The organism is Magnetospirillum moscoviense, assembly GCF_001650635.1.
Classification (GTDB): domain Bacteria; phylum Pseudomonadota; class Alphaproteobacteria; order Rhodospirillales; family Magnetospirillaceae; genus Magnetospirillum; species Magnetospirillum moscoviense.
The window spans coordinates 38,196-63,624 of the sequence record NZ_LWQU01000163.1; the positions used below are offsets into that span (position 1 = coordinate 38,196).

The 25,429-nt window shown below is 65.8% G+C and carries 26 protein-coding genes and 1 tRNA gene; 13 read left to right on the top strand and 14 right to left on the bottom strand.

Annotated features, from left to right (window positions below; genetic code table 11):
- Positions 1-41: 41 nt before the first annotated feature.
- The gene (locus A6A05_RS15095) at positions 42-1,301 is read right to left on the bottom strand and encodes an HD-GYP domain-containing protein (RefSeq protein ID WP_068503023.1); all 1,260 of its coding nucleotides are present in this window, start codon (positions 1,299-1,301) and stop codon (positions 42-44) included.
- A gap of 194 nt (positions 1,302-1,495) precedes the next feature.
- Between A6A05_RS15095 and A6A05_RS15100 the strand changes: the two genes are divergently transcribed.
- Positions 1,496-3,175, top strand: a complete 1,680-nt coding sequence (locus tag A6A05_RS15100; protein ID WP_068503026.1) for a di-heme-cytochrome C peroxidase — start codon at positions 1,496-1,498, stop codon at positions 3,173-3,175.
- Positions 3,176-3,224: 49 nt separating this feature from the next.
- Here the strand turns inward: A6A05_RS15100 and A6A05_RS15105 are convergent, their stop codons facing one another.
- Positions 3,225-3,434, bottom strand: a complete 210-nt coding sequence (locus A6A05_RS15105; protein ID WP_172822291.1) for a DUF1127 domain-containing protein — start codon at positions 3,432-3,434, stop codon at positions 3,225-3,227.
- A 75-nt stretch (positions 3,435-3,509) separates the two neighbouring features.
- Between A6A05_RS15105 and A6A05_RS15110 the strand changes: the two genes are divergently transcribed.
- Positions 3,510-4,904, top strand: coding sequence for an aminotransferase-like domain-containing protein (locus tag A6A05_RS15110; protein WP_068503032.1), 1,395 nt, complete (start codon positions 3,510-3,512; stop codon positions 4,902-4,904).
- A 4-nt stretch (positions 4,905-4,908) separates the two neighbouring features.
- A complete protein-coding gene (gene chrA, locus A6A05_RS15115) occupies positions 4,909-6,165 on the top strand; it encodes a chromate efflux transporter (RefSeq protein ID WP_068503035.1) in 1,257 nt (418 codons plus the stop codon).
- Here the strand turns inward: chrA and A6A05_RS15120 are convergent.
- Entirely contained in the window at positions 6,136-7,311 is a 1,176-nt protein-coding gene (locus A6A05_RS15120) for a 3-phenylpropionate MFS transporter (RefSeq protein ID WP_068503039.1), read from the bottom strand. The two genes, chrA and A6A05_RS15120, sit on opposite strands and share 30 nt — an antisense overlap.
- Positions 7,308-8,150 (bottom strand): ChbG/HpnK family deacetylase, encoded by an 843-nt coding sequence (locus A6A05_RS15125; protein ID WP_068503041.1) that lies wholly within the window; start codon positions 8,148-8,150, stop codon positions 7,308-7,310. Before A6A05_RS15125 ends, A6A05_RS15120 begins: the two co-directional genes overlap by 4 nt.
- Positions 8,151-8,245: 95 nt before the next feature.
- Here A6A05_RS15125 and A6A05_RS15130 point away from each other — a divergent pair, with 95 nt between their 5' ends.
- Both A6A05_RS15130 and A6A05_RS15135 read left to right on the top strand, forming a co-directional pair.
- Positions 8,246-9,223, top strand: coding sequence for a glycosyltransferase family 2 protein (locus tag A6A05_RS15130; protein WP_068503044.1), 978 nt, complete (start codon positions 8,246-8,248; stop codon positions 9,221-9,223).
- Between the two features lie 3 nt (positions 9,224-9,226).
- A complete protein-coding gene (locus A6A05_RS15135) occupies positions 9,227-9,673 on the top strand; it encodes an RrF2 family transcriptional regulator (protein WP_068503047.1) in 447 nt (148 codons plus the stop codon).
- 42 nt (positions 9,674-9,715) lie between these two features.
- Here A6A05_RS15135 and A6A05_RS15140 read toward each other — a convergent pair whose 3' ends face one another.
- Complete coding sequence (locus tag A6A05_RS15140) at positions 9,716-11,398, bottom strand: methyl-accepting chemotaxis protein (protein WP_068503050.1); 1,683 nt, start codon at positions 11,396-11,398, stop codon at positions 9,716-9,718.
- A gap of 249 nt (positions 11,399-11,647) precedes the next feature.
- Between A6A05_RS15140 and A6A05_RS15145 the strand changes: the two genes are divergently transcribed.
- The 3 genes from A6A05_RS15145 (at position 11,648) to A6A05_RS15155 (ending at position 15,300) form a co-directional block, all read left to right on the top strand.
- Entirely contained in the window at positions 11,648-13,276 is a 1,629-nt protein-coding gene (locus A6A05_RS15145; RefSeq protein ID WP_068503054.1) for an alpha-D-glucose phosphate-specific phosphoglucomutase, read from the top strand.
- A 118-nt stretch (positions 13,277-13,394) separates the two neighbouring features.
- Complete coding sequence (gene pgmG, locus A6A05_RS15150) at positions 13,395-14,771, top strand: phosphoglucomutase/phosphomannomutase PgmG (protein ID WP_068503057.1); 1,377 nt, start codon at positions 13,395-13,397, stop codon at positions 14,769-14,771.
- Positions 14,772-14,814: 43 nt separating this feature from the next.
- On the top strand, positions 14,815-15,300 hold the full coding sequence (locus A6A05_RS15155; RefSeq protein ID WP_068503060.1) for a gamma-glutamylcyclotransferase family protein: 486 nt from the start codon (positions 14,815-14,817) through the stop codon (positions 15,298-15,300).
- On the opposite strand, the gene A6A05_RS15160 is transcribed toward A6A05_RS15155, so the two are convergent.
- Together A6A05_RS15160 and A6A05_RS20970 are read right to left on the bottom strand one after the other, a co-directional pair.
- Complete coding sequence (locus A6A05_RS15160; protein WP_245644312.1) at positions 15,297-16,070, bottom strand: creatininase family protein; 774 nt, start codon at positions 16,068-16,070, stop codon at positions 15,297-15,299. The two genes, A6A05_RS15155 and A6A05_RS15160, sit on opposite strands and share 4 nt — an antisense overlap.
- 41 nt (positions 16,071-16,111) lie before the next feature.
- A complete protein-coding gene (locus tag A6A05_RS20970) occupies positions 16,112-16,282 on the bottom strand; it encodes a hypothetical protein (RefSeq protein WP_156521088.1) in 171 nt (56 codons plus the stop codon).
- Positions 16,283-16,312: 30 nt separating this feature from the next.
- On the opposite strand from A6A05_RS20970, the gene A6A05_RS15165 reads away from it, so the two are divergent.
- From A6A05_RS15165 to A6A05_RS15175, 3 genes are all read left to right on the top strand, one after another.
- Positions 16,313-16,543: a TraR/DksA C4-type zinc finger protein gene (locus A6A05_RS15165; protein WP_068503066.1), complete on the top strand. Its 231-nt coding sequence runs from the start codon at positions 16,313-16,315 to the stop codon at positions 16,541-16,543.
- Positions 16,544-16,694: 151 nt separating this feature from the next.
- Positions 16,695-18,839 (top strand): ATP-binding protein, encoded by a 2,145-nt coding sequence (locus tag A6A05_RS15170; protein WP_068503068.1) that lies wholly within the window; start codon positions 16,695-16,697, stop codon positions 18,837-18,839.
- Positions 18,836-19,612, top strand: a complete 777-nt coding sequence (locus tag A6A05_RS15175) for a substrate-binding periplasmic protein (RefSeq protein ID WP_068503071.1) — start codon at positions 18,836-18,838, stop codon at positions 19,610-19,612. Before A6A05_RS15170 ends, A6A05_RS15175 begins: the two co-directional genes overlap by 4 nt.
- Positions 19,613-20,323: 711 nt before the next feature.
- Here A6A05_RS15175 and A6A05_RS15185 read toward each other — a convergent pair.
- A tRNA-Leu gene (locus A6A05_RS15185) sits at positions 20,324-20,408 on the bottom strand.
- 46 nt (positions 20,409-20,454) lie between these two features.
- Positions 20,455-20,733 carry a (2Fe-2S) ferredoxin domain-containing protein gene (locus tag A6A05_RS15190; RefSeq protein ID WP_068503077.1) on the bottom strand — a complete coding sequence of 93 codons (279 nt, stop codon included), beginning with the start codon at positions 20,731-20,733 and terminating at the stop codon, positions 20,455-20,457.
- Positions 20,734-20,835: 102 nt separating this feature from the next.
- On the opposite strand from A6A05_RS15190, the gene A6A05_RS15195 reads away from it, so the two are divergent.
- Positions 20,836-21,459: a TetR/AcrR family transcriptional regulator gene (locus A6A05_RS15195; protein WP_068503079.1), complete on the top strand. Its 624-nt coding sequence runs from the start codon at positions 20,836-20,838 to the stop codon at positions 21,457-21,459.
- 183 nt (positions 21,460-21,642) lie between these two features.
- Here A6A05_RS15195 and rplI read toward each other — a convergent pair whose 3' ends face one another.
- The 5 genes from rplI to A6A05_RS15220 form a co-directional block, all read right to left on the bottom strand.
- Positions 21,643-22,200 carry a 50S ribosomal protein L9 gene (gene rplI / locus A6A05_RS15200; RefSeq protein WP_068503082.1) on the bottom strand — a complete coding sequence of 186 codons (558 nt, stop codon included), beginning with the start codon at positions 22,198-22,200 and terminating at the stop codon, positions 21,643-21,645.
- A gap of 1 nt (position 22,201) precedes the next feature.
- Positions 22,202-23,092: a DUF2232 domain-containing protein gene (locus A6A05_RS15205; RefSeq protein ID WP_245644313.1), complete on the bottom strand. Its 891-nt coding sequence runs from the start codon at positions 23,090-23,092 to the stop codon at positions 22,202-22,204.
- Positions 23,093-23,161: 69 nt separating this feature from the next.
- Positions 23,162-23,428, bottom strand: coding sequence for a 30S ribosomal protein S18 (gene rpsR, locus A6A05_RS15210; RefSeq protein WP_068503085.1), 267 nt, complete (start codon positions 23,426-23,428; stop codon positions 23,162-23,164).
- Positions 23,428-23,871: a 30S ribosomal protein S6 gene (gene rpsF / locus A6A05_RS15215; RefSeq protein ID WP_068503088.1), complete on the bottom strand. Its 444-nt coding sequence runs from the start codon at positions 23,869-23,871 to the stop codon at positions 23,428-23,430. Before rpsF ends, rpsR begins: the two co-directional genes overlap by 1 nt.
- 166 nt (positions 23,872-24,037) lie before the next feature.
- Positions 24,038-24,484: a bacteriohemerythrin gene (locus tag A6A05_RS15220; protein ID WP_068503090.1), complete on the bottom strand. Its 447-nt coding sequence runs from the start codon at positions 24,482-24,484 to the stop codon at positions 24,038-24,040.
- A 201-nt stretch (positions 24,485-24,685) separates the two neighbouring features.
- Here A6A05_RS15220 and A6A05_RS15225 point away from each other — a divergent pair, with 201 nt between their 5' ends.
- Complete coding sequence (locus A6A05_RS15225; RefSeq protein WP_068503093.1) at positions 24,686-25,408, top strand: glucosamine-6-phosphate deaminase; 723 nt, start codon at positions 24,686-24,688, stop codon at positions 25,406-25,408.
- Positions 25,409-25,429: the final 21 nt, after the last annotated feature.

Consider the following 25,429-nt stretch of genomic DNA (forward strand, 5'->3'; position numbering starts at 1 on the left):
GGGCGGGGGCGGCGGGCGGGCCAAGCCGCCCCGATTGGGGATCACATCTCGAAGTGGCGGCGCACGCGTTCTTCCAGCAGGCGTTGGGCCTCGGCTTCGTCGCAATCGGCCAGTTGGTCGAAGATGGCGGCGGCGATCACGCGAAATTCCGCCATGACCGTGTGGTCGAAATGGCTGCCGGTGTCACGCTCCAGGATCGCCATCACCTCGTCGAACTTCATCGGTTCCTTGTAGGGCCGCTTCGAGCACAGCGCGTCGAACACGTCGGCGACGGCGAAGATGCGCGCCGCCAGCGGAATCTCCTCGCCCTTGATGCGACGGGGGTAACCGCTGCCGTCCCACTTTTCGTGGTGCGCCGCCACCACCGCGTGGGCGCCGTCCAGCCAGCCCATGCCGGTGACGATCTCCTCGCCCAGGGCGACGTGGGTGCGCATGATGGTCATTTCGCCGTCATCCAGCCGGCCGGGCTTGAGCAGAATGGCGTCGGGAATACCGATCTTGCCGACATCGTGCAGGAAACTGCCGGCGATCAGGGCCTGCATCGCCGACCCGGTCATGCCCAGGCGCTCGGCGATGCGCGCGGCGATCCAGGCGACCCGGTAATTGTGGGCGCCGGTGTCGGAATCGCGCTTGGCGATGGCGCGGCCCAGGGCCTCCATCATCGAGATGTGGGAATCCAGCACCTCGCGGGCCTTGCGCTCGTTGTCGGACGACAGGTGCACCACCACCGGATAAAGCGCCGCCCCGCACAGAAGCGAGGCCAGGCTGACCATCAACGCCACCGCCAGCGAGCTGTCCAGGATCTGTTGGCGCTGCCATTCCGGCACGACGCGCACGCCCTCGAAATAGCCCAGGATCGGCCCGGTGGTGTCGGTGCTGTCGGTGCGCAGCGGCACGAACACCCGAAGCACCCAGCGGTCGGCAACGCGAATGCTTTGGTAGGATGCGGCGGTGTATTTCGGCTTGCCGTGGCTGGGTAGGGCGGATTCCACCGTTTCGCCCTCGGCGGTGATGGCCTCGGCCAGCTTCGTGCCGTTCTTGTCATAGATCTCGGCGATGTCGAACAGACCGCCCGAGATGGTCTTGGCGGCCTGCGTCGCCCTCTCGATCCCTTCCTCGCCGGAAAGGCCGATGGCGTCGTGGAAGTGCATCAACTGGTCCGATTCCTCGATCGCCAGCTTGACGATGCTTTCCTCGGCGCCTTCCCGCTCGACATACCAGGCGATCGGGCTGGCCACCGAGGCCAGCAGGATGCTGACGGCCGCAATGCGGATCGCGGTGCGCTTTTGAAAGGGATTCATGCCAACGGGTCCTCTGGGTCGGATGGGGCGTGCGGCGCGATCATACACCAGGGGGGACGGTCGTCCATGAACCGGGAATGAACGTTTGGGCCGTTACCAAAAGTGGTTAAACGTCAGTTGTATTGCGACGTAAGAATGGTATCGTCCTTCTGTGCAATCGTCATGAGGGGGTGTTCATGCTGAGGTATCTTTCAATGATCGCGATCGGCGGCCTGATGATGGGGTGTGCCCCCGAGCCGGCGGTTCAAGAATCCAAGCCCGTGCCGAAACAGCTTCCGGCGCCGCCGTGGGTGCTCAAGACCACGCCGACCGAATACAACGTCATGAAGGTTAACCAGGGCTGGAACGACGACGAGGCCGATTGGTACTACAATCTCAGCCAAGGCTCGCGCATCGCCCATTACGATCTGGTGGTCAATCTGGAACAGCCGAAATCCTTCGACCTGTTCCTGGCCGACGGCCTGGCTCGCTATGGCTATCTGCCGGCGATATCGGCCAAATGGAACCCGGATTCCTTGCCGATCGGCTTCGCCAAGGACCAACCCAACCAGTTCAAGCAGGCCTGGTTCGGCATGACCTGCGCGGCTTGCCACACCAACCGCATCCAGTATCAGGGGCGCGAGATTCAGATCGACGGCGCCCCGGCCCTGGCCGATCTGGGCGGCTTCCTGCGCGATCTGCAGGCCGCGCTGGCGGAAACCGCCACCGATTCCGGCAAGTTCGACCGCATGGCGTTTCGCATGCTGGGCGCCAATGCGTCCAATCGATCCAAGCAGGCCTTGAAGGCCCGGCTGAACGACAATGCCGGCCGTGTCGCCGCCATCTTGAACAATTCGACCAGCGACAGCTGGGGGCATGCCCGCACCGACGCCTTCGGCATGATCTTCAACCGCGTCACCGGAATCGATCTGGGCTATACCGAAAACGAGAAGGCGGCCGACGCCCCGGTGTCGTATCCGCATCTGTGGGATACCGGCCGGTTCAACTGGGTGCAGTGGAACGCCGCCGTGCCCAACCGCACCAGCTTCGAGAAGCTGGGCCGCAATGCCGGCGAGGTGCTGGGCGTGTTCGGCGACGCCGCGCTGAAGAAGCCGCGGCCGCTGCACGAATTCTATGACAGCACGGTGCGGGTGCGCAATCTGGGCGCCATGGAGGTGCTGGTCGAAAAGCTGACGGCGCCGCGCTGGCGCGATGCCATCGGCCCGATCGACAACAAGATGGCCAGCGCCGGCGGCACGATCTATGCCGAGAAGTGCCTGTCCTGCCACGCCCTGATCAACAATCTCAAGGCGCCGATCGAGGTGGTGACCATCCCGATGGATCAGGTCGGCACCGATCCGACCATGAACCACAACGCCACCCGCATGGTCCAGACCCGTCAGCTGGCCGGCACCAAGATGCTGGCCGGCGACAAGCTGCAGCCGACCGACCTGGGCATCAATTTGCTGGCCAATGCGGTTACCGGCTCGATCCTGGGCAAGATCGCCCGGCCCGAGACCGATCCGTTGTCGCCCTTGCCCACCGGGTGGAGCGCTCCGAAGGCCCAGACCAAGCCGCCGGCCGGCCCGTCCTTTGCCGTCGCCACCGTCTATAAGGCCCGCCCGCTCAACGGCATCTGGGCGACCGCCCCCTATCTGCACAACGGTTCGGTGCCCAGCCTGTATGAACTGCTGAAGCCGCCGGCCGAGCGGATCAAGGCCTTCAAGGTCGGCAGCACCGCCTTTGACGCCAAGAATGTCGGCTTCGCAACCGATTCCGGCCCGACCACCTTCGAGACCGCCAAACCGGCCAATTCCAACGCCGGTCATGCCTATGGCACCGACCTGACCGACCAGCAGCGTTGGGAATTGATCGAGTTCATCAAGTCCCTGTAATCGGGACTGTCTCCTCCCACCTTCGGCCGTCACCGTCACCGGTGGCGGCCTATTCTTTCCAGAACGGCTTGGCTGCTTCCGCTTCCACCTGGGCGCGGTTCAGGCCCAGATCGGTCATCATGCGATAGTCCAGACGCGCCAACGCACGGCGCTGGGCCGAACGCTCGATCCAGGTCAGCAGCATGTCGAGGCGCAGGCGGAAGCCTTCGCTCGACCGGGTGAGGTGGAAAAATGAACCCATCCAATTCTGGGCGGTCATGGCATTGCCCTCCATTGACACCGTAAATGATTTGCGCATTGACGGTGCTTCCGAGTCAATGGCAGTATTGACACCATGTCAAATTGGCTTCCCGACCTAGCCGCCCATGGCGGCCCCAAATACCGCGCCATCGCCGACGCCATCGAGGCCGACATCGCCTCGGGCGGGTTGGCCCCGGGCTTTCGCATGCCGACCCATCGCGATCTGGCCTGGCGCCTGAAAGTCACCGTCGGCACGGTGGCGCGGGCCTATGTCGAGGCCGAACGGCGCGGCCTGCTGTCGGGCGAGGTCGGGCGCGGCACCTTCGTCACCGACCCGGCCCGCCAGGCCGAAGCCGCGCTGCCGGAATATCTGGCGGTGGCGTGGCGGCCCCAGCCCGACACCGTCAACCTGGCCGTCAACCGGCCGGGCGGCGACCAGGGGGCCTGGGCGGTCGGCCCGGTGCTGGAACGGATTGGCCGCCGTCCCGATCTGCCGCAATTACTGTCCTACAACCTGGACCCGGTCGGCATGCGCCACCGCCAGGCCGGCGCCCAGTGGCTGAAACGCGAAAAGGTCGAGGTGGTGCCGGAACTGGTGTCGGTCACCGCCGGCAGCCAGCAGGCCATCGTCGCCGCCCTGGCCACGCTGACCCGGGCCGGCGACATGGTCGCCGCCGAGGAACTGACCTATCCCGGCTTCAAGTCGGCCGCCGCCCTGCTGGGCCGGCCGGTGGTGCCGGTGGCCATGGATGAACTGGGCCTGATCCCCGACGAGGTCGACAAGGCCTTCGCCAAGGGGGCGCGTCTGCTCTATACCACCGCGACGGTGCAGAACCCGACCACCGCCACCTTAAGCGCCGAACGCCGCCGGGCCATCGCGCAATTGGCCCGCGCCCACGATGCGTTCGTGCTGGAAGACGGGGTGCACCGCTTCCTTGATCCCGACGGCCCCGACGCCCTGCAGGTGTTCGCGCCCGAGCGGGTGATCTATCTGACCACTTTGTCGAAAAGCGTGTCGCCGGGCCTGCGCGCCGCTTTCGCCGCCGTTCCCGCCGCCTGGAAGGGCCGCTTCGACGCCGCCATCGGCGCCCTTAGTCTGGCGCTGCCGGTTCCCTTGATCGAAGCCGCCTGCATCCTGATCGACGAGGGCCAGGCGATCGTCGCCGCCGACCGCCAGCGGGCCGAGGCGATGGTTCGGCTGGATCTGGCTGCCCAGATCCTGGGTGACGAGTTGCGCCCCACCGGGGCCGCCTTCAATCTGTGGCTGCCGCTGGTCCTACCATGGACCAGCAATTCCTTCGTCGCCGAGGCGGCCCGTCACGGCGTCAACCTGGCGCCCACCGAATCCTTCGCCATCGGCCGGCCGCACCGCGACGGCGTGCGGGTATCGGTGACGGCGCCGCCCGATCATGCCACCCTGGAACGGGGCCTTCGCATCCTGGCCGGCCTGTTGGCCGCCGGTCCCGGCCACGCCATGCCGACGGTGTAACGCCATGCAGCCCGGTTTCGCCGAGACGGTTCGCACCTTCGCCAAGATCGGGCTGCTGTCGTTCGGCGGGCCGGCCGGACAGATCGCCACCATGCATCGCATCCTGGTGGACGAGAAGAAGTGGCTGGACGAGGAACGCTTCCTGCACGCCTTGAATTTCTGCATGTTGCTGCCCGGCCCCGAGGCCCAGCAACTGGCCACCTATGCCGGCTGGCTGCTGCACCGGGTCAAGGGCGGGCTGGCCGCCGGCATTTTGTTCGTCGCCCCCGGTTTCGTGGTGATGATGGCCCTGGCCGCCTTCTATGTCGGCTTTCGCGACCTGACCGTGGTCCAGGGATTGTTCGCCGGCCTGAAGCCGGCGGTGCTGGCGGTGGTGGTCGAAGCCTGCCTGCGCATCGGCAAACGCGGCCTGAAGCGGCCCGGCCACCGGGCGGTGGCGTTGCTGTCCTTCGTCGCCATCTTCCTGTTCGGCCTGCCTTTTCCGCTGATCGTCGCGGCGGCCGGGCTTTACGGCTTTGCCAGCACCACGGCGGAAGGCCAACAGGCTTTGGTGGACCGCCCTGGGGTCGGGCGGTCGCTGCCGACGATCCTTTTGTGGTCGGCCCTGTGGCTGGCCCCGGTCGGGCTGGCCCTGGCCTGGGGTCAAGGCGCCTTCGGGGCGGTCGGCCTGTTCTTCGCCAAGATGGCGGTGGTGACCTTCGGCGGCGCCTATTCGGTCCTGGCCTATGTCGCCCAGCAGGCGGTCGAGGTCCATGGCTGGCTGACGCCCCCTGAGATGCTGGACGGCTTGGGGTTGGCGGAAACCACCCCCGGCCCGCTGATCCTGGTCAACCAGTTCGTCGGCTTCCTGGCCGGCTTTCGCGATCCCGGCCCGCTGAACCCCTGGGCCGGCGGAGTGCTGGCGGCCAGCCTGACGGTGTGGGTGACCTTCGTGCCGTCCTTCCTGTGGATCTTCGCCGGCGCCCCCCATGTCGAGCGGATGCGCGGCAATGCCCGGCTGGCGGCGGCCTTGTCGGCGATCACCGCCGCCGTCTTCGGCGTGATTTTGAACCTGTCGCTGTGGTTCGCCCTGCATGTCGCCTTCACCAAGGTCGGCGCCTGGGGGGTGGGGCCGATCAATCTGCCGCTGCCCGATCCGGCCACCGCCCAGCCCGTCGCCATTGCGCTGGGGGCGGCGGCGATGGTGGGGCTGCTGCGCTTCAAGTGGGGAATGGTGCCGGTGCTGGCCGGCTCAGCCGTGATCGGCGCCCTGCTTTATTAGTCCGCCGTCCCAGCGCCTGGCCAGCAGCCAGGCCGCCACGCCCGATACCAGACTGATGGCCGCCATGGTCAGGAAGGCGCCGCCGGCAAAGGCTTCGTACAGCCGGCCCGAGGCCAGGCTCATCAATCCCGGCGCCGCTCCGGCGGCGATGCCGGCGAAAATGCCCTGGGCGCGGGCCGACAGGCCAGGCGCCACGGCTCGGTTCAGGAAATGCATCGCGCCCAGATGGCCGCAGCCGAAGGTGGCAGCGTGCAGCAATTGGGCAAGGGCCAGGGCGGGCAGGGCGGTGGTGGTCCCTAACACCAGCCAGCGCACGATGCCGGCCAAGGCGGCGATCAGCAGCAGCCGGGCCGGCCCCAGCCGCGCCACCACCCGGCCCGAGAAGGCGAACAGGGCGATTTCGGCCACCACCCCTTCCGACCACAGATAGCCGATGACGTCGCCCTCGATGCCGGCCGATTTCCAATGGATGGTGGCGAAGCCGTAATAGACGGTGTGTGCCGCCTGGTTCAGGCTGGCGGCGGCCAGGAACAACAGAAACGGCGCCGAGCCCAACAGCGGCGCCAGTCTGGCCGGCGCCTTTCCGCCACCCACGGGAACCCGCTGGTCGGGCAGGGTGGCGCAACTGACGGCGGTTAGCGCCAGGGCGGCCGAGACCAGCCACACCAGCAAGCTGGTCGGTTGGCCGGTCAGGATCTGGCCGGTGGCCACGGCGGCCAGGATGAACGAGGCCGATCCCCACAGCCGCACCCGCCCGTAATCCAGCTTGTGGTGGGTGGCGACCGCCAGCACCAGGCTTTCGCCCACCGGCATGATCGCCGACCAACAGCCGGTGGCGACCACCGACAGGGCCAGGATGGCCCAGAACCCGTCGGTCAGGGCGAAGGCCAGCCAACTGATGGCGGCGGCGGCGGCCAGCACCACCATCGGCCGGCGGCGGTCGCCGCGCTTGTCGACCACATGGCCGATCAGCGGGTTGACCACCACCTTGGTGACGTAGATGACGGCGATGATCAGGCCGATCTCGACCGGGCTCAGGCCTTGGTCCTTCAGCCATAACGGCCAGAACGGCAATTGGGTGCCGACCCCGATGAACAAGGCGGTGTAATAGAACGACAGGCGCAGGCCGGCCTGGGTTCGGGTCATGGGAACAGGCGCGACAGCGTCAGTCCGCGGTGTGCCATCGACAGCACGCACTCGTCGGACGCCAGGAAACGGTATTCCTCCTCCCGCTGGGTGGTCAGGCTGTCGGCGGCCTTCAGGGCATCATCGACGAAGCCGGGATGGACCATCATCAAGGTGCGCGGGCGGGGGCGGTCGGTGAAGCGGCGGAACAATTGGGCGAACGGCACCCTCCCTGAGAAGTCGTAGACCCCCCGGAACGAGCCGTTATGCGGCACCCCTTCCACCTGCAGGCAGCGGCGGAAATGGCGGCCAAGTTCGGAAATGATCAGGGCGCGCACCGGGTTGACGGCGCGGGCCAGGATGGCGGCGCGCGGCTCGACGCAGGATCGGATCCACCCCTTGCGGCCCATGCGATGGCGCCACAGATCCAGCGTGGCCGTGCCGATTCCCGGCAATTGCTGGACATGGTGATGGCCGTCCAGGAAATCGGGGGGGCGGCCGAAGCCAGCCTCGAAGGCATCGTACTGGCGATGGAACTCGGCCTTGATCTCGGCCTGGTCCAGGCGGCCGGTCAGCGCCAGCTTCAACAGCGTGCCCAGGGGCGGCAATTTGCCCTCGGGGGCCAGCTTGGGCATCGGCCCCAGGGGGGACTGATCGGTCAGCGTCAGGTGGATGCCGATATCGGCCCGACCGTCCAGTTCCTTCAGCGCGCGGGCCTCGTCGGGCCAGAAGCGGCTTTGCGTCATGCAGCCGGTGGCCTGCAGGCGCCCTTGCTCGATCAATTGGCGGATCGCCAGCGACACGCCGGGGGCCAGGCCGTAATCGTCGGCGCACAGGGTGATGGCGTTGGATGCGGTCATCAGGATTTCTTTCCAGGTGCCGGACGTTGACCGGCGGGCCGCTATTGTTCACACTTCCGCTCGACTTTCCAAGCGTCGCCACAAGGGATCTTCCCATGTCCGAAAACAATGCTGATTCCGGCCGGCCGGTTCTGTCGCTGGTGGTGCCGATGTTCAACGAATCGGACAATGTCGACCATCTGTTCGCCCGGCTGATTCCGGTCCTGGACGGGTTCGGCGTGACGTGGGAAGTGGTGTGCGTCGATGACGGCAGCCGCGACGACACCGTTGCCAAGGTGGTGGCCCATCACCACAAGGAACCGCGCATCAAGCTGGTGGAATTGTCGCGCAATTTCGGTAAGGAAAAGGCGCTGTCGGCCGGGCTGCATCACACCTCGGGCCAGGCGGTGGCGATGATCGACGCCGACCTGCAGCACCCGCCGGAACTGGTGGGGCGGATGCTGGAATTGTGGCGCGAGGGCTATGAGATGGTCATCGCCGTCCGCTCGGGCCGCGAGAAGGAAAGCGCGGTCAAGCGCTTGTCGGCCAACCTGTTCTACGATCTGTTCGCCAAGGTGTCAGAGGTGAGGCTGCCGCAAGGCGCCGGCGATTTCCGCCTGCTGGATCGCAAGGTGGTCGATGTGTTGAACTCCATGCCGGAACACACCCGGTTCATGAAGGGGCTGTATGCCTGGGTGGGGTTTCGTCAGATATCGATCCCCTATGACGTCGCCGACCGGGTGGCCGGCCAGACCAAGTTCAACCTGTTCCGGCTTTACCGTCTGGCCATCGACGGCATCACCGCCTTCACCTCGGTGCCTTTGAAGGTGTGGACCTTCATCGGCATGCTGGTGGCCGCCTTCGCGATGCTGTACGGCCTGTTGTTCATCGTCAAGACCCTGATCCTGGGCATCGACGTGCCGGGTTATCCGTCCCTGATCGTCGCGGTGATGTTCCTGTCCGGCGTGCAGCTGATCAGCCTGGGGGTGATCGGAGAATATCTGGGCCGGGTGTTTTCCGAGGTCAAGCATCGCCCCCTTTATGTCGTGCGCAACGCCTATGGCTGTAAGCGCAATATTCCAGTAGGTGAGTAGATTATGCTGTCCAGCAAGGCCAAATACGGGTTGAAGGCGATGGTTCATCTGGCCCGTAAGGCCGGTGACGGCTCGGTGCTGATCGCCGACATCGCCGAGGCCGAGCGCATCCCCAAGAAGTTCCTGGACGCCATTTTGCTGGAGATGAAGAAGGCCGGCCTGTTGTCCTCGAAGAAGGGCAAGGGCGGCGGTTATGTGCTGGCGCGGCCGGCGGAAAAGATCCTGGTCGGCGACATCGTTCGCCTGCTGGATGGGCCGCTGGCGCCGGTTCCCTGCGTGTCCCGCACCGCCTATCGCCGCTGCGAGGATTGCATCGACGAGACCAATTGCGCCATCCGCGCGGTGATGGGCGAGGTCAGGGACGCCATCGCCGCCATCCTGGACAAGACCAGCCTGGCCGACATGGCCTTTGCCATGAAGCCGGAACCGATCCTGATGTACGACATCTGATCGATGGCCCGCGCCAGGTTGGGCGCGGGCCGTTTCCTATGGTCAGGCGGCGCGGATTTCCGACAGGAAGGCGGTGACCTCGCCGGCCAACTGGCGCGACACATTCTTCAGCCCGTCGGCCGAGCCATAAACTTGATCGGCCATCACCTTGGTTTCCTGGGCGGCGTTGGCCACCACCGCGACATTGTCGGCCGCCGCCGAGGTGCCGGCCGCCGCCTGGGCGACCGAGCGGGCGATCTCGCTGGTGGCGGCCCCTTGTTCCTCGACCGCCGCGGCGATGGCGCTCGACAGTTCGTTGATGGTCTGGATGGTGCCGGTGATCCCCTGGATGGCATCCACCGCCTGGCGGGTTTCGCCCTGGATGGCGGCGATCTGCTGGCCGATTTCCTGGGTCGCCTTGGCGGTCTGGTTGGCCAGGCTTTTCACTTCGCCGGCCACCACCGCGAAGCCCTTGCCCGCTTCGCCCGCTCGCGCCGCCTCGATGGTGGCGTTCAGGGCCAGCAGGTTGGTCTGGCTGGCGATGGTGTTGATCAGGCCGATCACTTCGCCGATGCGGCTGGCGGCGTCGGACAGGCTTAAGACCATGCGGTTGGTATGGTTGGCCTGCTCGACCGCTTCCCGCGAGATGGTGGCCGCATGCGATACCTGGCGCGCAATCTCATCGACCGAGGATGACAATTCCTGGGTGGCGGCCGACACCGCCTGGACGTTGGCGGTGACCTGGCCGGTCATCGAGGTGACACTGCCGGCCTGGACCATGGTCTGGTCGGCGTTGCCCGACAGGGTCTGCGAATTGCCCAGCAGGCTTTCCGACGAATCCTGGATCTGCTGGACGATGCCGTTGACGCGGCCTTCCAGCGATACGGCGACCCGCTCCAGCGCCTCGCGGCGGTGCAGCTCGGATTGACGGTCCATCTCGATCTTCTCGAGTTGCGAATAGCCCAGCTTGGCCTTGGTCGCCCGCAACAGCGCGGTCAGGCGCTGGTACTCGCTGACCGGCTCGTCGGTGATGTCGTGGGCGAAATCGCCGCGTGCCAGGGCGTCGAAATGGCCCTCCATGCGGTTCAGGGGCGCGTTGATGCGGCCGATCAGGGCCCGGCCCAGGCCGACAGCCACCACCAGGGCGGCGATGATGACGCCGATGCCGGCTGCGTCCATGTTCAGATTGACCAGTTCGGCGGCGACGATGGTCAGAATGACCGGCACGCTCATCGCCAGCACCATGAGTCCGGTGACACTGTTCCTGGCGCGGGCGATGCCGCCGGCCAGGCCGGTGCGGATCGCGCGGCCCTCCTTGATCACCATGCCGCTGGCCCGGCCCTCTCGAAGGTCGGCATAAAGCTTCTCGGCCGCCGCCACCTGCTCGCGGCTGGGCTTCGAGCGGATCGACACGAAGCCGGTGATCTGGCCGTTCTCGGTGACCGGCGTGACGTTGGCCCGCACCCAGTAATGGTCGCCATTCTTGGTGCGGTTCTTGACGAACCCTTCCCACGGCTTGCCCGTCTTGATGGTCTGCCACAGATCGGCGAAGGCTTCCTTCGGCATGTGGGGGTGGCGCACCAGATTGTGCGGGCTGCCCAGCAATTCCTCCTCGGTGAAGCCGCTGATGTCGATGAAGGCCTTGTTGACGAAGATGATGCGGCCGCCGGCATCGGTGCGCGATACCAGCATTTCGCCGTCGTTCATCATGACTTCGCGGTTGGTGATCGGTCCGTTGTCACGCATGGAAACCTCGCCGTCTTAAGAATGAGAAGCATGCGTAGGTCTAGTGCGTGGTCGGATCGCCCGGGAAATCAACCACAAAATTTTTGTTTTTCGTAATTCCAGCTAAGGATTGAACGCTTTGTAAAAAAAAGAAAAATGCGCACATACCCAAGTGCGGTGGTAGGATATGCGCATGCCCTCGGAGATTGACAGCCACTCGCCCTTGGGCCATCACACAAGGACGCAGGAAGCCCGAGGGAGAATGAGCGCATGAGTGCCGTCCGGATCATTCAGACCACCCCGTTCGACGGGCAGAAGCCGGGAACGTCCGGCCTGCGCAAGAAGGTCAAGACCTTCGCCCAGCCGCATTATCTGGAAAATTTCGTTCAGGCGATCTTCGACTCGATCGGCGAGGTCGGCGGCAAGGTTCTGGTGCTGGGCGGCGACGGCCGCTTTCACAACCGCACCGCCTGCCAGACCATCCTGAAGATGGCCGCCGCCAACGGTTTCGCCCGGGTGATGGTCGGGCGTGGCGGCATCTTATCGACGCCGGCGGCGTCTTGCGTGATCCGCAAGTACCGGACCTTCGGCGGCATCATCTTGTCGGCCAGCCACAATCCCGGCGGCCCGGACGAAGATTTCGGCATCAAGTACAACATCCCGGCCGGCGGCCCGGCCCCCGAGGCGGTGACCGAGGCGATCTTCGCCCGTTCCAAGGCCATCACCGAGTACCGCATCCAGGATGCCGCCGACATCGACCTGGACCGCCTGGGGACCCAGCAATTGGGGCCGATGGCGGTCGAGGTGTTCGACCCGGTGGCCGACTATGCCGCCTTGATGCAGACCCTGTTCGACTTCGATGCCATCCGCGCCGCCTTCAAGGCGGGATTTGGCATGAAGTTCGACGCCATGCACGCGGTGACCGGCCCCTATGCCAAGGCCATCCTGGAGGACATGCTCGACGCCCCGGCCGGCACGGTGATGAACGGCACGCCGTTGGAAGATTTCGGCCACGGCCATCCCGACCCCAATCTGGTCCACGCCCACGAATTGGTGGAAGCCTTGTTCGGCCCCGACGCCCCCGATTTCGGCGCGGCATCGGACGGTGACGGCGACCGCAACATGATCCTGGGTAAGAATTTCTATGTGACGCCGTCGGACAGCCTGGCGGTGCTGGCGGCCAACGCCACGCTGTGCCCCGGTTATGCCGGCGGCTTGAAGGGCATCGCGCGGTCGATGCCGACCTCGGCCGCGCCCGACCGCGTCGCCGCCGCCCTGGGCATCCCGGCCTTCGAGACGCCGACGGGCTGGAAGTTCTTCGGCACCTTGCTCGATGCTGGTAAGGCCACCCTGTGCGGCGAGGAAAGCTTCGGCACCGGCTCGGACCATGTGCGAGAAAAAGACGGGCTGTGGGCGGTGCTGATGTGGCTGAACGTGCTGGCCGTCAGGAAGGAGCCGGTGGCCGACATCGTGCGCGCCCATTGGGCCAAATATGGCCGCAATGTCTATTCCCGCCACGATTACGAAGGCATCGATTCGGCCGCCGCCAACGGGTTGATGGACCATCTGCGCGGCCTGGATTTGAAGGGCAAGGCGCTGGGCGCCTATAAAGTCGCCTTCAACGATGATTTCGCCTATACCGACCCGGTCGATGGCAGCATCAGCACCCAGCAGGGCATCCGCATCGTCTTCGAGGACGGCAGCCGCGTGGTGTTCCGCCTGTCCGGCACCGGCACCGAAGGCGCCACCCTGCGCGTCTATATCGAGCAGTTCGAGCCCGACGTGACCAAGCACCATCTGGACCCGCAAGAGGCCCTGGCGGATTTGATCAAGATCGCCCGCGATGTGGCGCAAATCGAGGCCCGCACCGGGCGGGCCGAACCCACGGTGATTACGTGATATTTGAACCACAGAGGCACAGAGGCACAGAGATCCCCGGCGTGTGGCGACATCGTCGCCTCATGGACGGTCCCTCTGTGCCTCTGTGCCTCTGTGGTTCATCCAGCAAGGAACCACGATGACCCACAGCTTCCACCCCACCATCCTGCGCGAATACGACATCCGCGGCATCGTCGGCGAGACCTTGTTCGCCGCCGACGCCCGCGCCATCGGCCAGGCCTTCGGCAGCCGGGTCCGCCAGGCCGGCGGTTCGGTGGTGTGCGTCGGCTGGGACGGCAGGCTGTCCAGCCTGGAACTGGCCGGCGCCCTGACCGAGGGGCTGATGTCCACCGGCTGCACGGTGCGCCGGGTCGGGCGCGGGCCGACGCCGATGCTGTATTACGCCGCCAAGGTGCGCGATGCCGATGGCGGCATCATGGTCACCGGCAGCCATAACCCGCCGACCCATAACGGCTTCAAGATGGTGTTCCAGGGCAAGCCGTTCTTCGGCGCCGACATTCGCGGCCTGGGCGAGATCGCGGCGGCCGGCAATTTCGCCCAGGGCCAGGGCGGCGTGGTCGAGGACGATATCCGCCTCGAATATTGCGACCGCCTGGTCCAGGATTGGGACGGCAAGCGCGAGCTGCGGGTGGTGTGGGATTGCGGCAACGGCGCCGCCGGCGAGATCACCGAGATGCTGGCCAAGAAGCTGCCCGGCCGCCATACCGTGCTGTTCGGCGAGATCGACGGCCGTTTCCCCAACCACCACCCCGACCCGACCGAGCCGCATAATTTGCGGGCGCTGCAAGATGCGGTTTTGTTCGAGCGGGCCGATATCGGCATCGCCTTCGACGGCGACGGCGACCGCATCGGGGTGATCGACAACGAGGGCCGCATCCTGTGGGGCGACCAGATCCTGGTGATCCTGGCCGAGGATTTGCTGAAGACCCGGCCGGGTGCCACCATCATCGCCGACGTCAAGGCCAGCCAGGTGTTCTTCGAGGAAGTGGCCCGCATGGGTGGCAAGCCGGTGATGGGCCGCACCGGCCACTCGCTGATCAAGACCCAGATGGTCGAACTGGGCGCCCCGCTGGCCGGCGAGATGAGCGGTCACATCTTCTTCGCCGACCGCTATTACGGCTTCGACGACGCGCTTTATGCCGCCATCCGCCTGCTGGGCATCGTGTCGCGCATGGAGCGCCAGACCCTGGGCGCCCGGCGCGACAAGCTGCCGCACATGGTCAACACCCCCGAGATGCGCTTCGATTGCGCCGACGAGCGCAAGTTCGCGGTGATCGATGAGGTCAAGGATCGCCTGGACAGCGAGGGCGCCAAGGTCAATTCCATCGACGGGGTCCGCGTCGATACCGCCGACGGCTGGTGGCTGTTGCGGGCGTCCAATACCCAGGCGGTGCTGGTGGCCCGCTGCGAGGCCAAATCGGTCGAGGGCTTGAAGCGTCTGCGCGCCGCCCTGGAAGCGCAGTTGGCCAAAAGCGCCGTCACCTTGCCGGGCTGACGGCGCCGGGCCATAATCGGCGGGTGGGCTTGGAGCTTGGCCGGTGAACCTGTTCTTCTACGGCACCCTGATGGACGCGCAAGTCCGCGAGATCGTCTGCGGCCGGCCGCTTGATACCGTCGAGCCGGCGGTGGCCCAGGGATTTCGCCGCGTCCACGTCGCCGGCCGCCATTATCCGATGTTGCTGTCCCATGCCTCGGGCTGGGTCGACGGATTGCTGGTCACCCGGGTCGAGCCCGAGGCGGTGCACCGCCTGCAGGTCTATGAGGGCTGGGAATACGCCTTGCACCCGATCCGGGTGCGCACCCATTCGGGCCAGGTGGTGATGGCCCATGTCTTCATGTGTCCGCCGACCATCCGCCCCGATCCCCGCCAGTGGCGGCTGGAAACCTGGCTGCTGCGCCACAAGCGCCCGTTCCTGCGCAAGGCCCAGGCCTTAATGGAGCGCGCCTTGAAGCGGCGCGGCGGCGGCGTCGCCGGCCGCTTCCCCCGGCCCGGCCTGGCGCCCAAGCTGCGCCGTCAGGGCTAGGCGAAGAAGTCCGAGGCCAGACGGGTCATCTCGTCGGCGGCGATCTTCAGCAATTCCTCGCCCGCGGCCGGGCTGGCCAGCGACGGGTTCGAGCCGATGCGGCCGTCGGGGAAGCTGTTCCGGAAATCCCCAGCCCCGAAGAACGCGCCGGTCGGCGCCACCGCCGGCACCAGCGGGTGCGGGTCGGCCAGGTCGGGATGCAGCGCCCAGGTCAGCGCCACCTCCGGCGGCGTGGCGTGCGAGCCGACCGCATCGCCGAACATTCGGACCGAGGCCGCCATCACCTCGGGCGTTTCCCACCAATTGACCAGCCGGGTCCGCAAGGCCGGGCGAGGGGACAGGCGGTCCAGTTCCATCTGGGTCTGGGCGAATGCGGCGTTGATCGTGGCGACATTGCCGCCATGGCCGTTGATCATCAACACCCGGTCGAAGCCGTGGCGAACCAGCGACAGCAGGCAATCCTCGACCAAAGCCAGCAAGGTCGAAGGCTTCAGCGTCATGGTGCCGGGAAAAGCCATGTGGTGCTGGGCCATGCCGATGGCCAGGGTGGGCGCCACGACAACGCCCAACGCCTTGGCCACTTGGTCGGCTACCGCTTCGGCGCACATGGCGTCGGTACCGATCAGGCCGGTGGGGCCATGCTGCTCGGTCGAGCCGATGGGCAGTATGATGGCGGTGGAATGGGCCAGATAGGCCTCGACCTGAGGCCAGGTCATCAAATGCAGGCGCATGCAGGAAACTCCGCTGGTGTCGGCGCCATTATCCATCATGGCGCGTCTTTGCCCACCCTTAGAGCGGGGTGTTATTCGGTTCAATCAAGCCCCGCTCGGCGGCCATTGCGGCCGCGGCCAAGCCGCTGGAAGCGGCGCCCGGCGAGGGCTGAAATAAATGACGAGATCATGCCGCGATTCCATCGAAGCATGATCTTGGTATGTGACAAAGTTTTCATTTTGCATTCCGCATCCAGCGATGGATAATCCATCCCCACCATATCTAGTGGTCGGAGGGGGAGATGGACGATATCGATTGCGCTGCGGAGCGTGTTGAAGCGTTCAACGCGGTGGCGCTGAAGGCGGTCCTCGACCGCATGGCCGGTCCGGCGTCTTCGGGAACTTGTCGTGCCTGCGGTTGCTCGATCGAGGATGAACGGCTGCAGGCCAATCCGCATGCGCGCCATTGCCGCGAATGTGCCGACGAGATCGAGGCCGAAACCCGTCGAAAGAACCGCTGCGGCCCGCGCTGATCGGGTCCCTACCCCATTGCGGGGGGCGGTGGTCGCGCGGTAGAGTTTCGCTGTGTCAGATCAAACGTCGCCTTCGTCGCCCCGTTGTCAGCCCGCGCCGGTTCCGGCTCGCCCGGGGCGGTCGCTGTCTGGCAAGGTGCTTGCGGCGGCGTTGATCTCGACCTTCCTGGTGGTCGCCGCCGCCGAGGCCTATCGGCTGCACAGCGTGCGGGGCGAGCGGTTTGATCGCCTGCAGCAGAAGGCCCTGTCCACAGCCGAGGTTCAGGCGCTGTCGATGGCGCGCCCGTTGTTCGATTTCGACGACGAGGTGGTGGGCGTCCTGGTCCATGCCCTGGCCGGCGATCCCGAGGTGCTGTGGGCCGAGGTTCAGAATTCCGAGGGCGAGATCGTCGCTTCCTTGCGTGAGCGGGGCGACGCCTCGCTGGTGTCCGAGCGCCCCATCACCTATCGCAATCGCGGCGACGACATCGCCGTCGGACAATTGGCCATCGGCTTTTCCAGCGCCGCCGCCGATGCCGAACTGCGTAATAATGCGATGGTCAGCGTCGTCGGCCTGCTGGCGATGTTCCTGGCCTTGTCCTTGGCCATCACCGGATCGTTTCGCCGCATCAGCATGCCCTTGGCGGAGATGAGCCGCACCCTGCGGGCGCTGGCCGGCGGCCGCAAGGATCTGGTGGTGCCGGGCACCGACCGCGACGACGAGATCGGCGACATGGCCCGCGCCGCCGAGGTGTTTCGGCGCCATGTCGGCGAGATCGAGCGGCTCGAGGCCGAGAAGGCCCAGGCGGCGGTGATCCGCGACAGCGAGCAGCGGCTGCGTCTGATGGTCGAGGCCTTGCCGATCCCGCTGGTGATGACCAGCCTGGGCGACGACTCGCGCATTCTGTTCGCCAACCGCTCGTTGCGCGACGATTTCATCGGCGGCGGCGATCCGGTCGGATTGCCGGTCAAGGAAGTCTGGGTCGATCTTGCCGAGCGCGAGCGGATGCTGGAACACATCGCCGCCCAGGGCGCCGTGCGCAATTTCGAGACCAGGCTGCGCCGTCCCGGCGGGCCGGAATTCTGGGCGCTGCTGTCGCTGGTCAAGACCGAGTATCTGGGCCAACAGGTGTTGCTGGGCGGGATCACCGACATCAGCGATCGCCACCGCATGGAACAGGACCTGACCGAGGCCAAGGACCAGGCCGAGGCGGCGACCCGGGCCAAGAGCGAGTTCCTGGCCACCATGAGCCACGAAATCAGGACGCCGATGAACGGCATCCTGGGGATGGCCGAGTTGTTGCGCGACGGCCCGCTGGACGAGGCCCAGCGCAGTCAGGTCGAGACGCTGTGCGCCTCGGGCCGGGCCTTGCAGGCCTTGCTGGGCGACATTCTGGATCTGTCGAAGCTGGAAGCCGGCCGGCTGGAGCTGAACGCGCAGGTGTTCGACCCGCGCCGCCTGTTCGCCGAAGTGTCCGACCTTCTGGGCTTCAAGGCACGCGAGAAGGGCCTGCACCTCGGTATGGCGGTGGCGCCGGAAGTGCCCAGCCGGCTGGAAGGTGACGATCTGCGTCTGCGCCAAGTGGTGCTGAATCTGGTCGGCAATGCCGTCAAGTTCACCGAACAGGGAACCATTGCGCTGACCGCCTCGTTGACGTCGCGTGACCCATTGATCCTGCGGGTCGATGTGGTCGATACCGGCATGGGGATCGGCCCCGACACCATGGCGCAACTCTTCTCGCCGTTCAGCCAGGGCGACAGCCAGATCGCGCGCCGCTTCGGCGGCACCGGCCTGGGGCTGGCGATCGCGCGCCGTCTGGTCGAGGCCCAAGGCGGGACCATCGGTGCCGAAAGCCGCCCGGGCGAGGGCAGCCGCTTCTGGTTCGAAGTGCCGATGAAGGCCGCCGATGACAATGCCGTCACCGCCGACGGCGACGTCTCGGTGCCGCCGCTGGATATCTTGATGGCCGAGGACAATCCGGTGAACCAGAAGGTGGTGCAGGTGTTCCTGGAACGCCGTGGTCACCGCGTTCATGCCGTGCCGGATGGCGCCCAGGCGCTGGAGGCGTTGCGGACCCGCCCCTACGATGTGGTGCTGATGGACATGCAGATGCCGGTGATGGATGGGCTGGAGGCGACGCGGGCCATCCGGTCGCTGCCGGCCCCGGCCGGCCAGGTGCCGATCGTCGCCTTGACAGCCAATGCCTTCCGCTCGGATGCCGAATCCTGCGCCGCCGCCGGCATGAACGGCTTCCTGGCCAAGCCGGTCGATTTTCTTCAATTGCAGGCGACGCTGGCTCGCTGGGCGGCGAAATGATCGGCCGTTGGGCGGCGCTGGCCCTGACGCTTGCCGCGCTGTGGGTGCCGCTGGCGACTCTGTCTGCCGAAGCGCCGGTGGTGCTGGTGGCCGACCCGTGGTGTCCCCACACTTGCGACCCGGCCGAGGGCTCCGAGGGCTACATGATCGAGATCGCCCGCGAGGCGTTCGGCCTGTCCGGCATTCAGGTCATCTACAAGACCGAGGGCTGGTCGCGGGCGATGAAGGATGTGCGCCTGGGGCGCGCCGACGGGGCGGTGGGGGCATTGTTCGACGAGGCCCCCGATCTGGTCACCCACGCCGAGCCCTTGGGCATGCAGGTCAACGTTCTGGTCACCCTGGGTGACGATTCCTGGCGATTTGACGGCTGGGAAACCCTGGCCGGGCGCCGGGTCGGCGCGGTCAGTTCCTATTCCTATTCGGCCGAGATCGACGCCTGGCTGAAGGATCATCCGGCCGAGGTCCAGATGATCAGCGGCAGCGACGCCGCTCTTCGCAACCTGAAGAAACTGATGGCCGGGCGCATCGATGTGATGCTGGACGACGAGGCGGTGGTCGGCGACGCCGTCGCCCGCCTGAACAGCCCGCGATCGGTTCGCATCGCCGGCCGGCTGCCCGGCGGATCGCTGCATATCGCGCTGAACCCCAAGCGGGGCGAGCGCCTGGCCCAGATCCTGAACCGGAACATCCGTGCTCTCCGCGCCAGCGGCCGCCTGGCGACCATCCTGGAACGCTACGACCTCAGCGATTGGGGCCGTAAGACCAAGCATTGATAGGGGAAGAGTTGGTGCCCCAGGCCGGACTCGAACCAGCAAGCCTTGCGGCGGTCGATTTTGAGTAGAGCGCGCTTAGGCAACGTCTTGAAATTATGGGTGTTTCAGGCGATGCAGAGAATGTGTGCTGCAAACTGTGCTTATTGCGAGCCAGTTGCCTTAATGGCTGCTTAGCCGCTTGATCCCTTCGCGCGATCTCCGCTTGATACTTGGGACGATGAGGAGAATGGTTAGGATGATGAAGGGCATATAAAGGATCCCAAACACATTTCCTTCGATGGCTCGCGTGAAGGCGAGTGTAAGGGCAAGCCCAGGAATGGCGGGTCTGTTCGCTCGAACAAACTCCCTAAGGCAATCGCGCGGTTGCGCCGCTCGCGTCTGACGCCGGAACAACATCCATCGTGCCCATCCAATTCCCCAGACGAGGGCGAAAAATGCTATGGGATTGACTTGGGCTTCGTTGAATGAGGTTTGCGTGTAAAGGCCGCTTAGCATGCACAGCGCCAGAGCGCCGAGGGATGCTACCGGGTGCCCGAGAACGAGGACGATCGCCGCTAATGCCTCGGCCACTTGTTTCAGCCGATCTCCCAATTGCCTCTCCCGCGCGCCTGTAGACAAGGCCCGAGCATATAGCACGGCTATGGTAAGCGTCACCGGGCATTGAGAGTGTTGAGGCTCACGGCACTGATTGTCATCAGTGAGAAGCCAATTTGGTGCCCCAGGCCGGACTCGAACCAGCAAGCCTTGCGGCGGTCGATTTTGAGTCGACTGCGTCTACCAATTCCGCCACTGGGGCACCGGGGGTATTGGAAGCGGCGATCATAGCCAAGCTTTTCCCGAGGTCAACCGGAATTCGGCCATCCGGCCTTTTCCAGTCGCTCAATCACCTGGACGGCGTCGCCGTCGACGCAATGTTCCAGGAACGGCCCGGCCGGCGCCGCCTTGAGATTGGGGCCCTTGGCGCAATGGCCCATGCACGGATTGGCCATCACCCGCCAGTCCAGCCCGCGCGAAGCGATCTCGCGCTCCAGGGCGGCGAACAGGCGGTCGTTGCCGCCGGCGGCGCAGGACCCTTGCGCCCCCAGACGGCGATTCATGCACAGGTAAAGGGTCGGTTTCATGATGGAAATCTAGGCCATCGGCGCGGGCGGGGCCAGAACCACTTGCGCACCGCCCGATGGTTTCCGATAAAGAAGTCCGGTGGTCAGATTGGGGTTGCCAAGATGGTGCGCACAGTGGGCTCGCATGGCCCGAAGACGATGGAAGCGATCCGCAAGGCCGGCCTGAAGCTGATCCACGAGCACGGCTACGAGGCGATGACCCTGCGCCAATTGGCCGCCGAGGTCGGTGTGCAGGTCGGCTCGCTTTATAACCACATCAGCACCAAGCAGGACCTTTTGTTCGACCTGATCAAGGCGCACATGGACGATCTGTTGGCCGAGCTCGAGGTCCGCCTAGCCGGCATCGACGGGCCGGTCGAGCGGCTGAAGGCCTTCTGCGCCTTCCACGTCGCCTATCACATCCTCAGGAAGCGCGAGGTGTTCATCGGCTATTCCGAACTGCGCAGCCTGGACCCCAACCATTACGAAGAAATCGTCGGTCTGCGCCGCCAGTACGAACGCCGCCTGACCGCGATCCTGGAAGAGGGCCGGCAGCAAGGCCTGTTCCAGGTTGGCGACAATGCGGTGGCCGCCTATGGCATCCTGGCGATGCTGACCGGGGTGTGCACCTGGTTTCGCCCCAACGGCCGGCTGACCCGCGAACAGGTGGCCGAAATCTATTCCGACATGGTGCTGCGCGGCCTGGTGCCGCCCGACCAATTGCCGGCTTCCAGCCCGCTGCGCTGATCCGTCTTCCGTGGAAAAGTCCCTCGGCTTCGCCTCGGTGTACTTTTCCCCTTTTAGATCAACGTGCAAAAGTACACTGAGCGAAGCGAGGGACTTTTGCACGGACAACGGGATAGCCAACGCCAAAAGCCCCTGACCCGAAGGGGCCAGGGGCTTTGGTTTGCGTTCGCGACGCCGTAAGGCTTACGCCTCGCTGGCCTCGTCGGCGGCCGGGGCTTCCGCTTCCTCTTCCGCTTCGACTTCCACCTCGGCGGCGGCTTCGGCGGCGGCAGCGGCCGAGGCGCGCTCGGCTTCTTCCTGCGAGCGGGCGACGGTGACGGTGACGGTCACCGACACTTCCGGGTGCAGGGCGATGCGGATCGGGTACGAGCCCAGGGTCTTGATCGGCTGATCCAGGGCGACCTGGCTGCGCTCGACGGTGTAGCCGGCGGCCTTGACCGCGTCGGCCAGATCGCGGCCCGACACCGAACCATAGAGCTGCCCACCTTCACCGGCCTGGCGAACCATCAGCACCTTCAGGCCGTCCATCTTGACGGCGACGGCCGAGGCTTCCTCGCGGCGCTTGAGGTTGATGGCCTCGAGCTGGGCGCGCTGCTTGTTGAAAAATTCAAGGTTGCCCTTGTTGGCGCGCAAGGCCTTCTTCTGCGGCAGCAGGAAGTTGCGGGCGAAACCGGGCTTGACCTTGACCACGTCGCCCATCTGACCGAGCTTCTCGATCCGTTCGAGCAGGATGACTTCCATTTTATCCCTCCATACCGCCGCCGCTTGACGGGCGGCGGAATCTCAATCTCCAGAACCTCACCAGACCTATCAGGGCGACTATGATGGCCGCCCATCCGAAGGCCAGGATCAGCAATCCGTACACCAGGCCCAGGATCAACCTCGACTGGGGCTTGGTCGCCGCGAAGCGGTGGATGCCGGCCAGCCCCAGGAACACGAAGGGAACCAGCAACACCACCGCCAGATTGGCGGCCACGAAACCCACATCCCCGCCGGCCGCCACCCCCAACAGCCCCGTCACCGCCAAGGCGGCTGCCGGCCAGTTGGGAAGCATCAGCTCCCGGTAGGCCGGCTTGGGCCGGTGGTTCTTGCCCATCCGGACCAGCAACGCTTGCGCGCCGCAGGCATTGGCCACCGCCATCAACAGCCACGACACCACGGTCATGGCCGGAAACAGCGGCGTCCACCAGGTGACCGCGTCGGCCCGCCGGTCGGGCGGAAGTTCGGCGGCGATCAGGTCCAGGGCCTTGCCGATCATCTCGGCGACGAAACCCCTGACCCCATCCGGGTGGTCCGCCATCAGGGCCGCGCCGCAAAGCAGCAGGGCAAGTCCGATGGCGGTCAGCCAGGCCAGGACTTCTCCCGGCGGGTACCATTCGATGGAACCGTCCTGGTTCTCCCGCCACAGCAGCGACCGGTTGGCCACCACCAGGGCGGGAAGGGCGGTTGCGACCAGGAACAACAAGGCGGACACCCCGCCGACCGTTCCGGCCACCGCCGCCGCGCCTACCACAGCCGCCACCAAGGTGGCGGCGGCCCCCGCCCAAAGGCCGATCATCATCATCGGCAGGGGGGCCAAGTAGGACAGGACGATCCCTGATCCAAAACCCTTCGCCAGCGACAAAAACAGCAATGAAGCCGTTAATCCCGCCGCGATGGCAATTCCGAAGCGCCGGCTGGCCGGCATCTCCGACCGGATCGCTTACTTCACCACGTAGGGGAGCAGACCCAGGAAGCGGGCGCGCTTGATGGCCTGGGCCAGTTCACGCTGCTTCTTGGCCGACACCGCGGTGATGCGGCTCGGCACGATCTTGCCCCGCTCCGAGATGAAGCGGCTCAGCAACTTGGTGTCCTTGTAATCGATCTTCGGCGCACCGTTGCCCGAGAACGGGCAGGTCTTGCGGCGACGGAAGAACGGACGGCGGGCGCCACCGGAAGCGGGACGCGGACGTTCAGCGGTCTCGGTCATTATTCACCTCCCTCGGGACGACGGTCGGGACGGAAACCACGATCTTCACGCGGGCCGCGATCTTCGCGCGGGCCACGCTCGAAACCACGATCTTCGCGGCGCGGACGGTCCTCGCGGTTGTTGCGGGCCTGCATCATGGCCGACGGGCCTTCCTCCAGCTCTTCGACGCGGACGGTCAGGAAGCGCAGGACGTCCTCGTTCAGGGACATCTGGCGTTCCATTTCCTTCACCGCGGCCGACGGCGCATCAAGGTTGAGCAGAACGTAATGGGCCTTGCGGTTCTTCTTCACCCGATAGGCGATGTTGCGCAGACCCCAGAATTCCTTCTTGGCCACGGTGCCGCCACCGGCGGAGATCACGTTGGCCATCTCGTCGATCAGGGTTTCCACCTGCGGGGCGGAGACTTCCTGACGCGCGAGAATCACGCATTCATACAACGACATTGAAAAGACCCCTTTCGGCTTTTCTCTTCCCCCGGAACCTCACCACGAGGCCCCAAAGGCATAGCCGTCCGTGCCTTGAGCGCGGACCGGCAAGGGTTTGGAAGCGCGGGACTATACACGAATCGATGGGGGATGCAAGCCTCCCGGCGGCGGCGAACCTGGCCGATCAGGCCGGAAGCAGGGACGCGGTCTTGACCGGCAGCAGGCCTTCGCGCAGCAGATGCCCGACCATCTGGAAATCGAAGCGGACCAGCTCGAAATCGGTCAGGGTCACCGCCAGGGATTCGATGGCCTTGCGGTTGGGGCGCCCGGCGACCAGCTCGGCCCGCAAGGCGGTGGCCCGATCAAGGAATTCCTCGTGGCGGATCAGATGTTCCTCGCGGTGGCAGATGCCGCCGGGCAGGGTCAGGCGCTGCAGCAACTGTTGTTCCTGGCGGAAGTGGACGTGCAGCGCGTCGATCAAGGTGTCTCCGGCGGCCAGCGCCGCCGAGGTCGGCCAGACGTCGGCGACCGCCTGATGCAACTCGTTGAAATGACCCAGCAGCGCGCGATGGTCGGCATCCAGCGGGTCGATGCCAATGGCCATTCCGTCGGTCCAATCGATCAGCGGCATTGGTGGTTCCTCCCTTGGTTCCAACCTTTGCGTTCCTATCCTAACGGAACGGATTACACCCTTGACGCTAATACCAATGGTACGTGTGCGCAAGACGGTGCCTGTGCGTTCTAGAGCGAATCAAGAATGCCGATCGCCCCTGGCCGAAGGCGGCGCGCGTCCTTATCATGACATTAGTTTCAGTCTTGTGCGGGTGAAGCGATGAAAGTGGAAATCCTGTCCGATGCCCAGGCCGTCGCCCTTCGTGCCGCCGATCTGGTGGAGCAGGCGCTGGCGTCGCGCCCGCGACCGACCCTGGGGCTGGCCGCCGGGGCGACGCCGGCCCTGATGTATGCCGAGCTGGTCCGGCGCAAGACCGACTTTTCCGCCGTCGCCTTGTTCGGGCTGGACGAGTATCTGGGGATCGGACGCGACCATCCGTCCAGTTGCGCCTCTGCCCTGCACAGTTATCTGATCGACCGGATCGCCGTTGCCCCCACCCAGGTTCACCTGCTGGATGGGCTGACCGCCGATATCGCCTCCGCCTCGGCGGCCCACGAGGCGGCCATCACCGCCGCCGGCGGGTTAGACTTGCAATTGCTGGGCCTGGGGGTCAACGGCCATATCGGCTTCAACGAGCCGGGCTGCGACTTTGCCGGCCGGACTGGCCCGGTGGTCCTGACCGAGGCCACCCGCACCGTCAATCGCCCGAATTTCCCTTCCGACCAGCCGGTGCCGACGGCAGCGGTGACCATGGGCGTCGCCACCATCATGGCGGCCCGGCGCGTGTTGCTGCTGGCCACCGGACCAGCGAAGGCGGCGATGGTGGCCCGCTTCGTCGAGGGGGCGGTGACGTCCCAAGTGCCGGCTTCGGTGCTGCAGCGTCATGCCGACGCGGTGGTGCTGGTCGACCGTGCCGCCGCTGCCCTTCTTCAGCGGACTTGACAGCGGGCGGGCTTGCCCGTT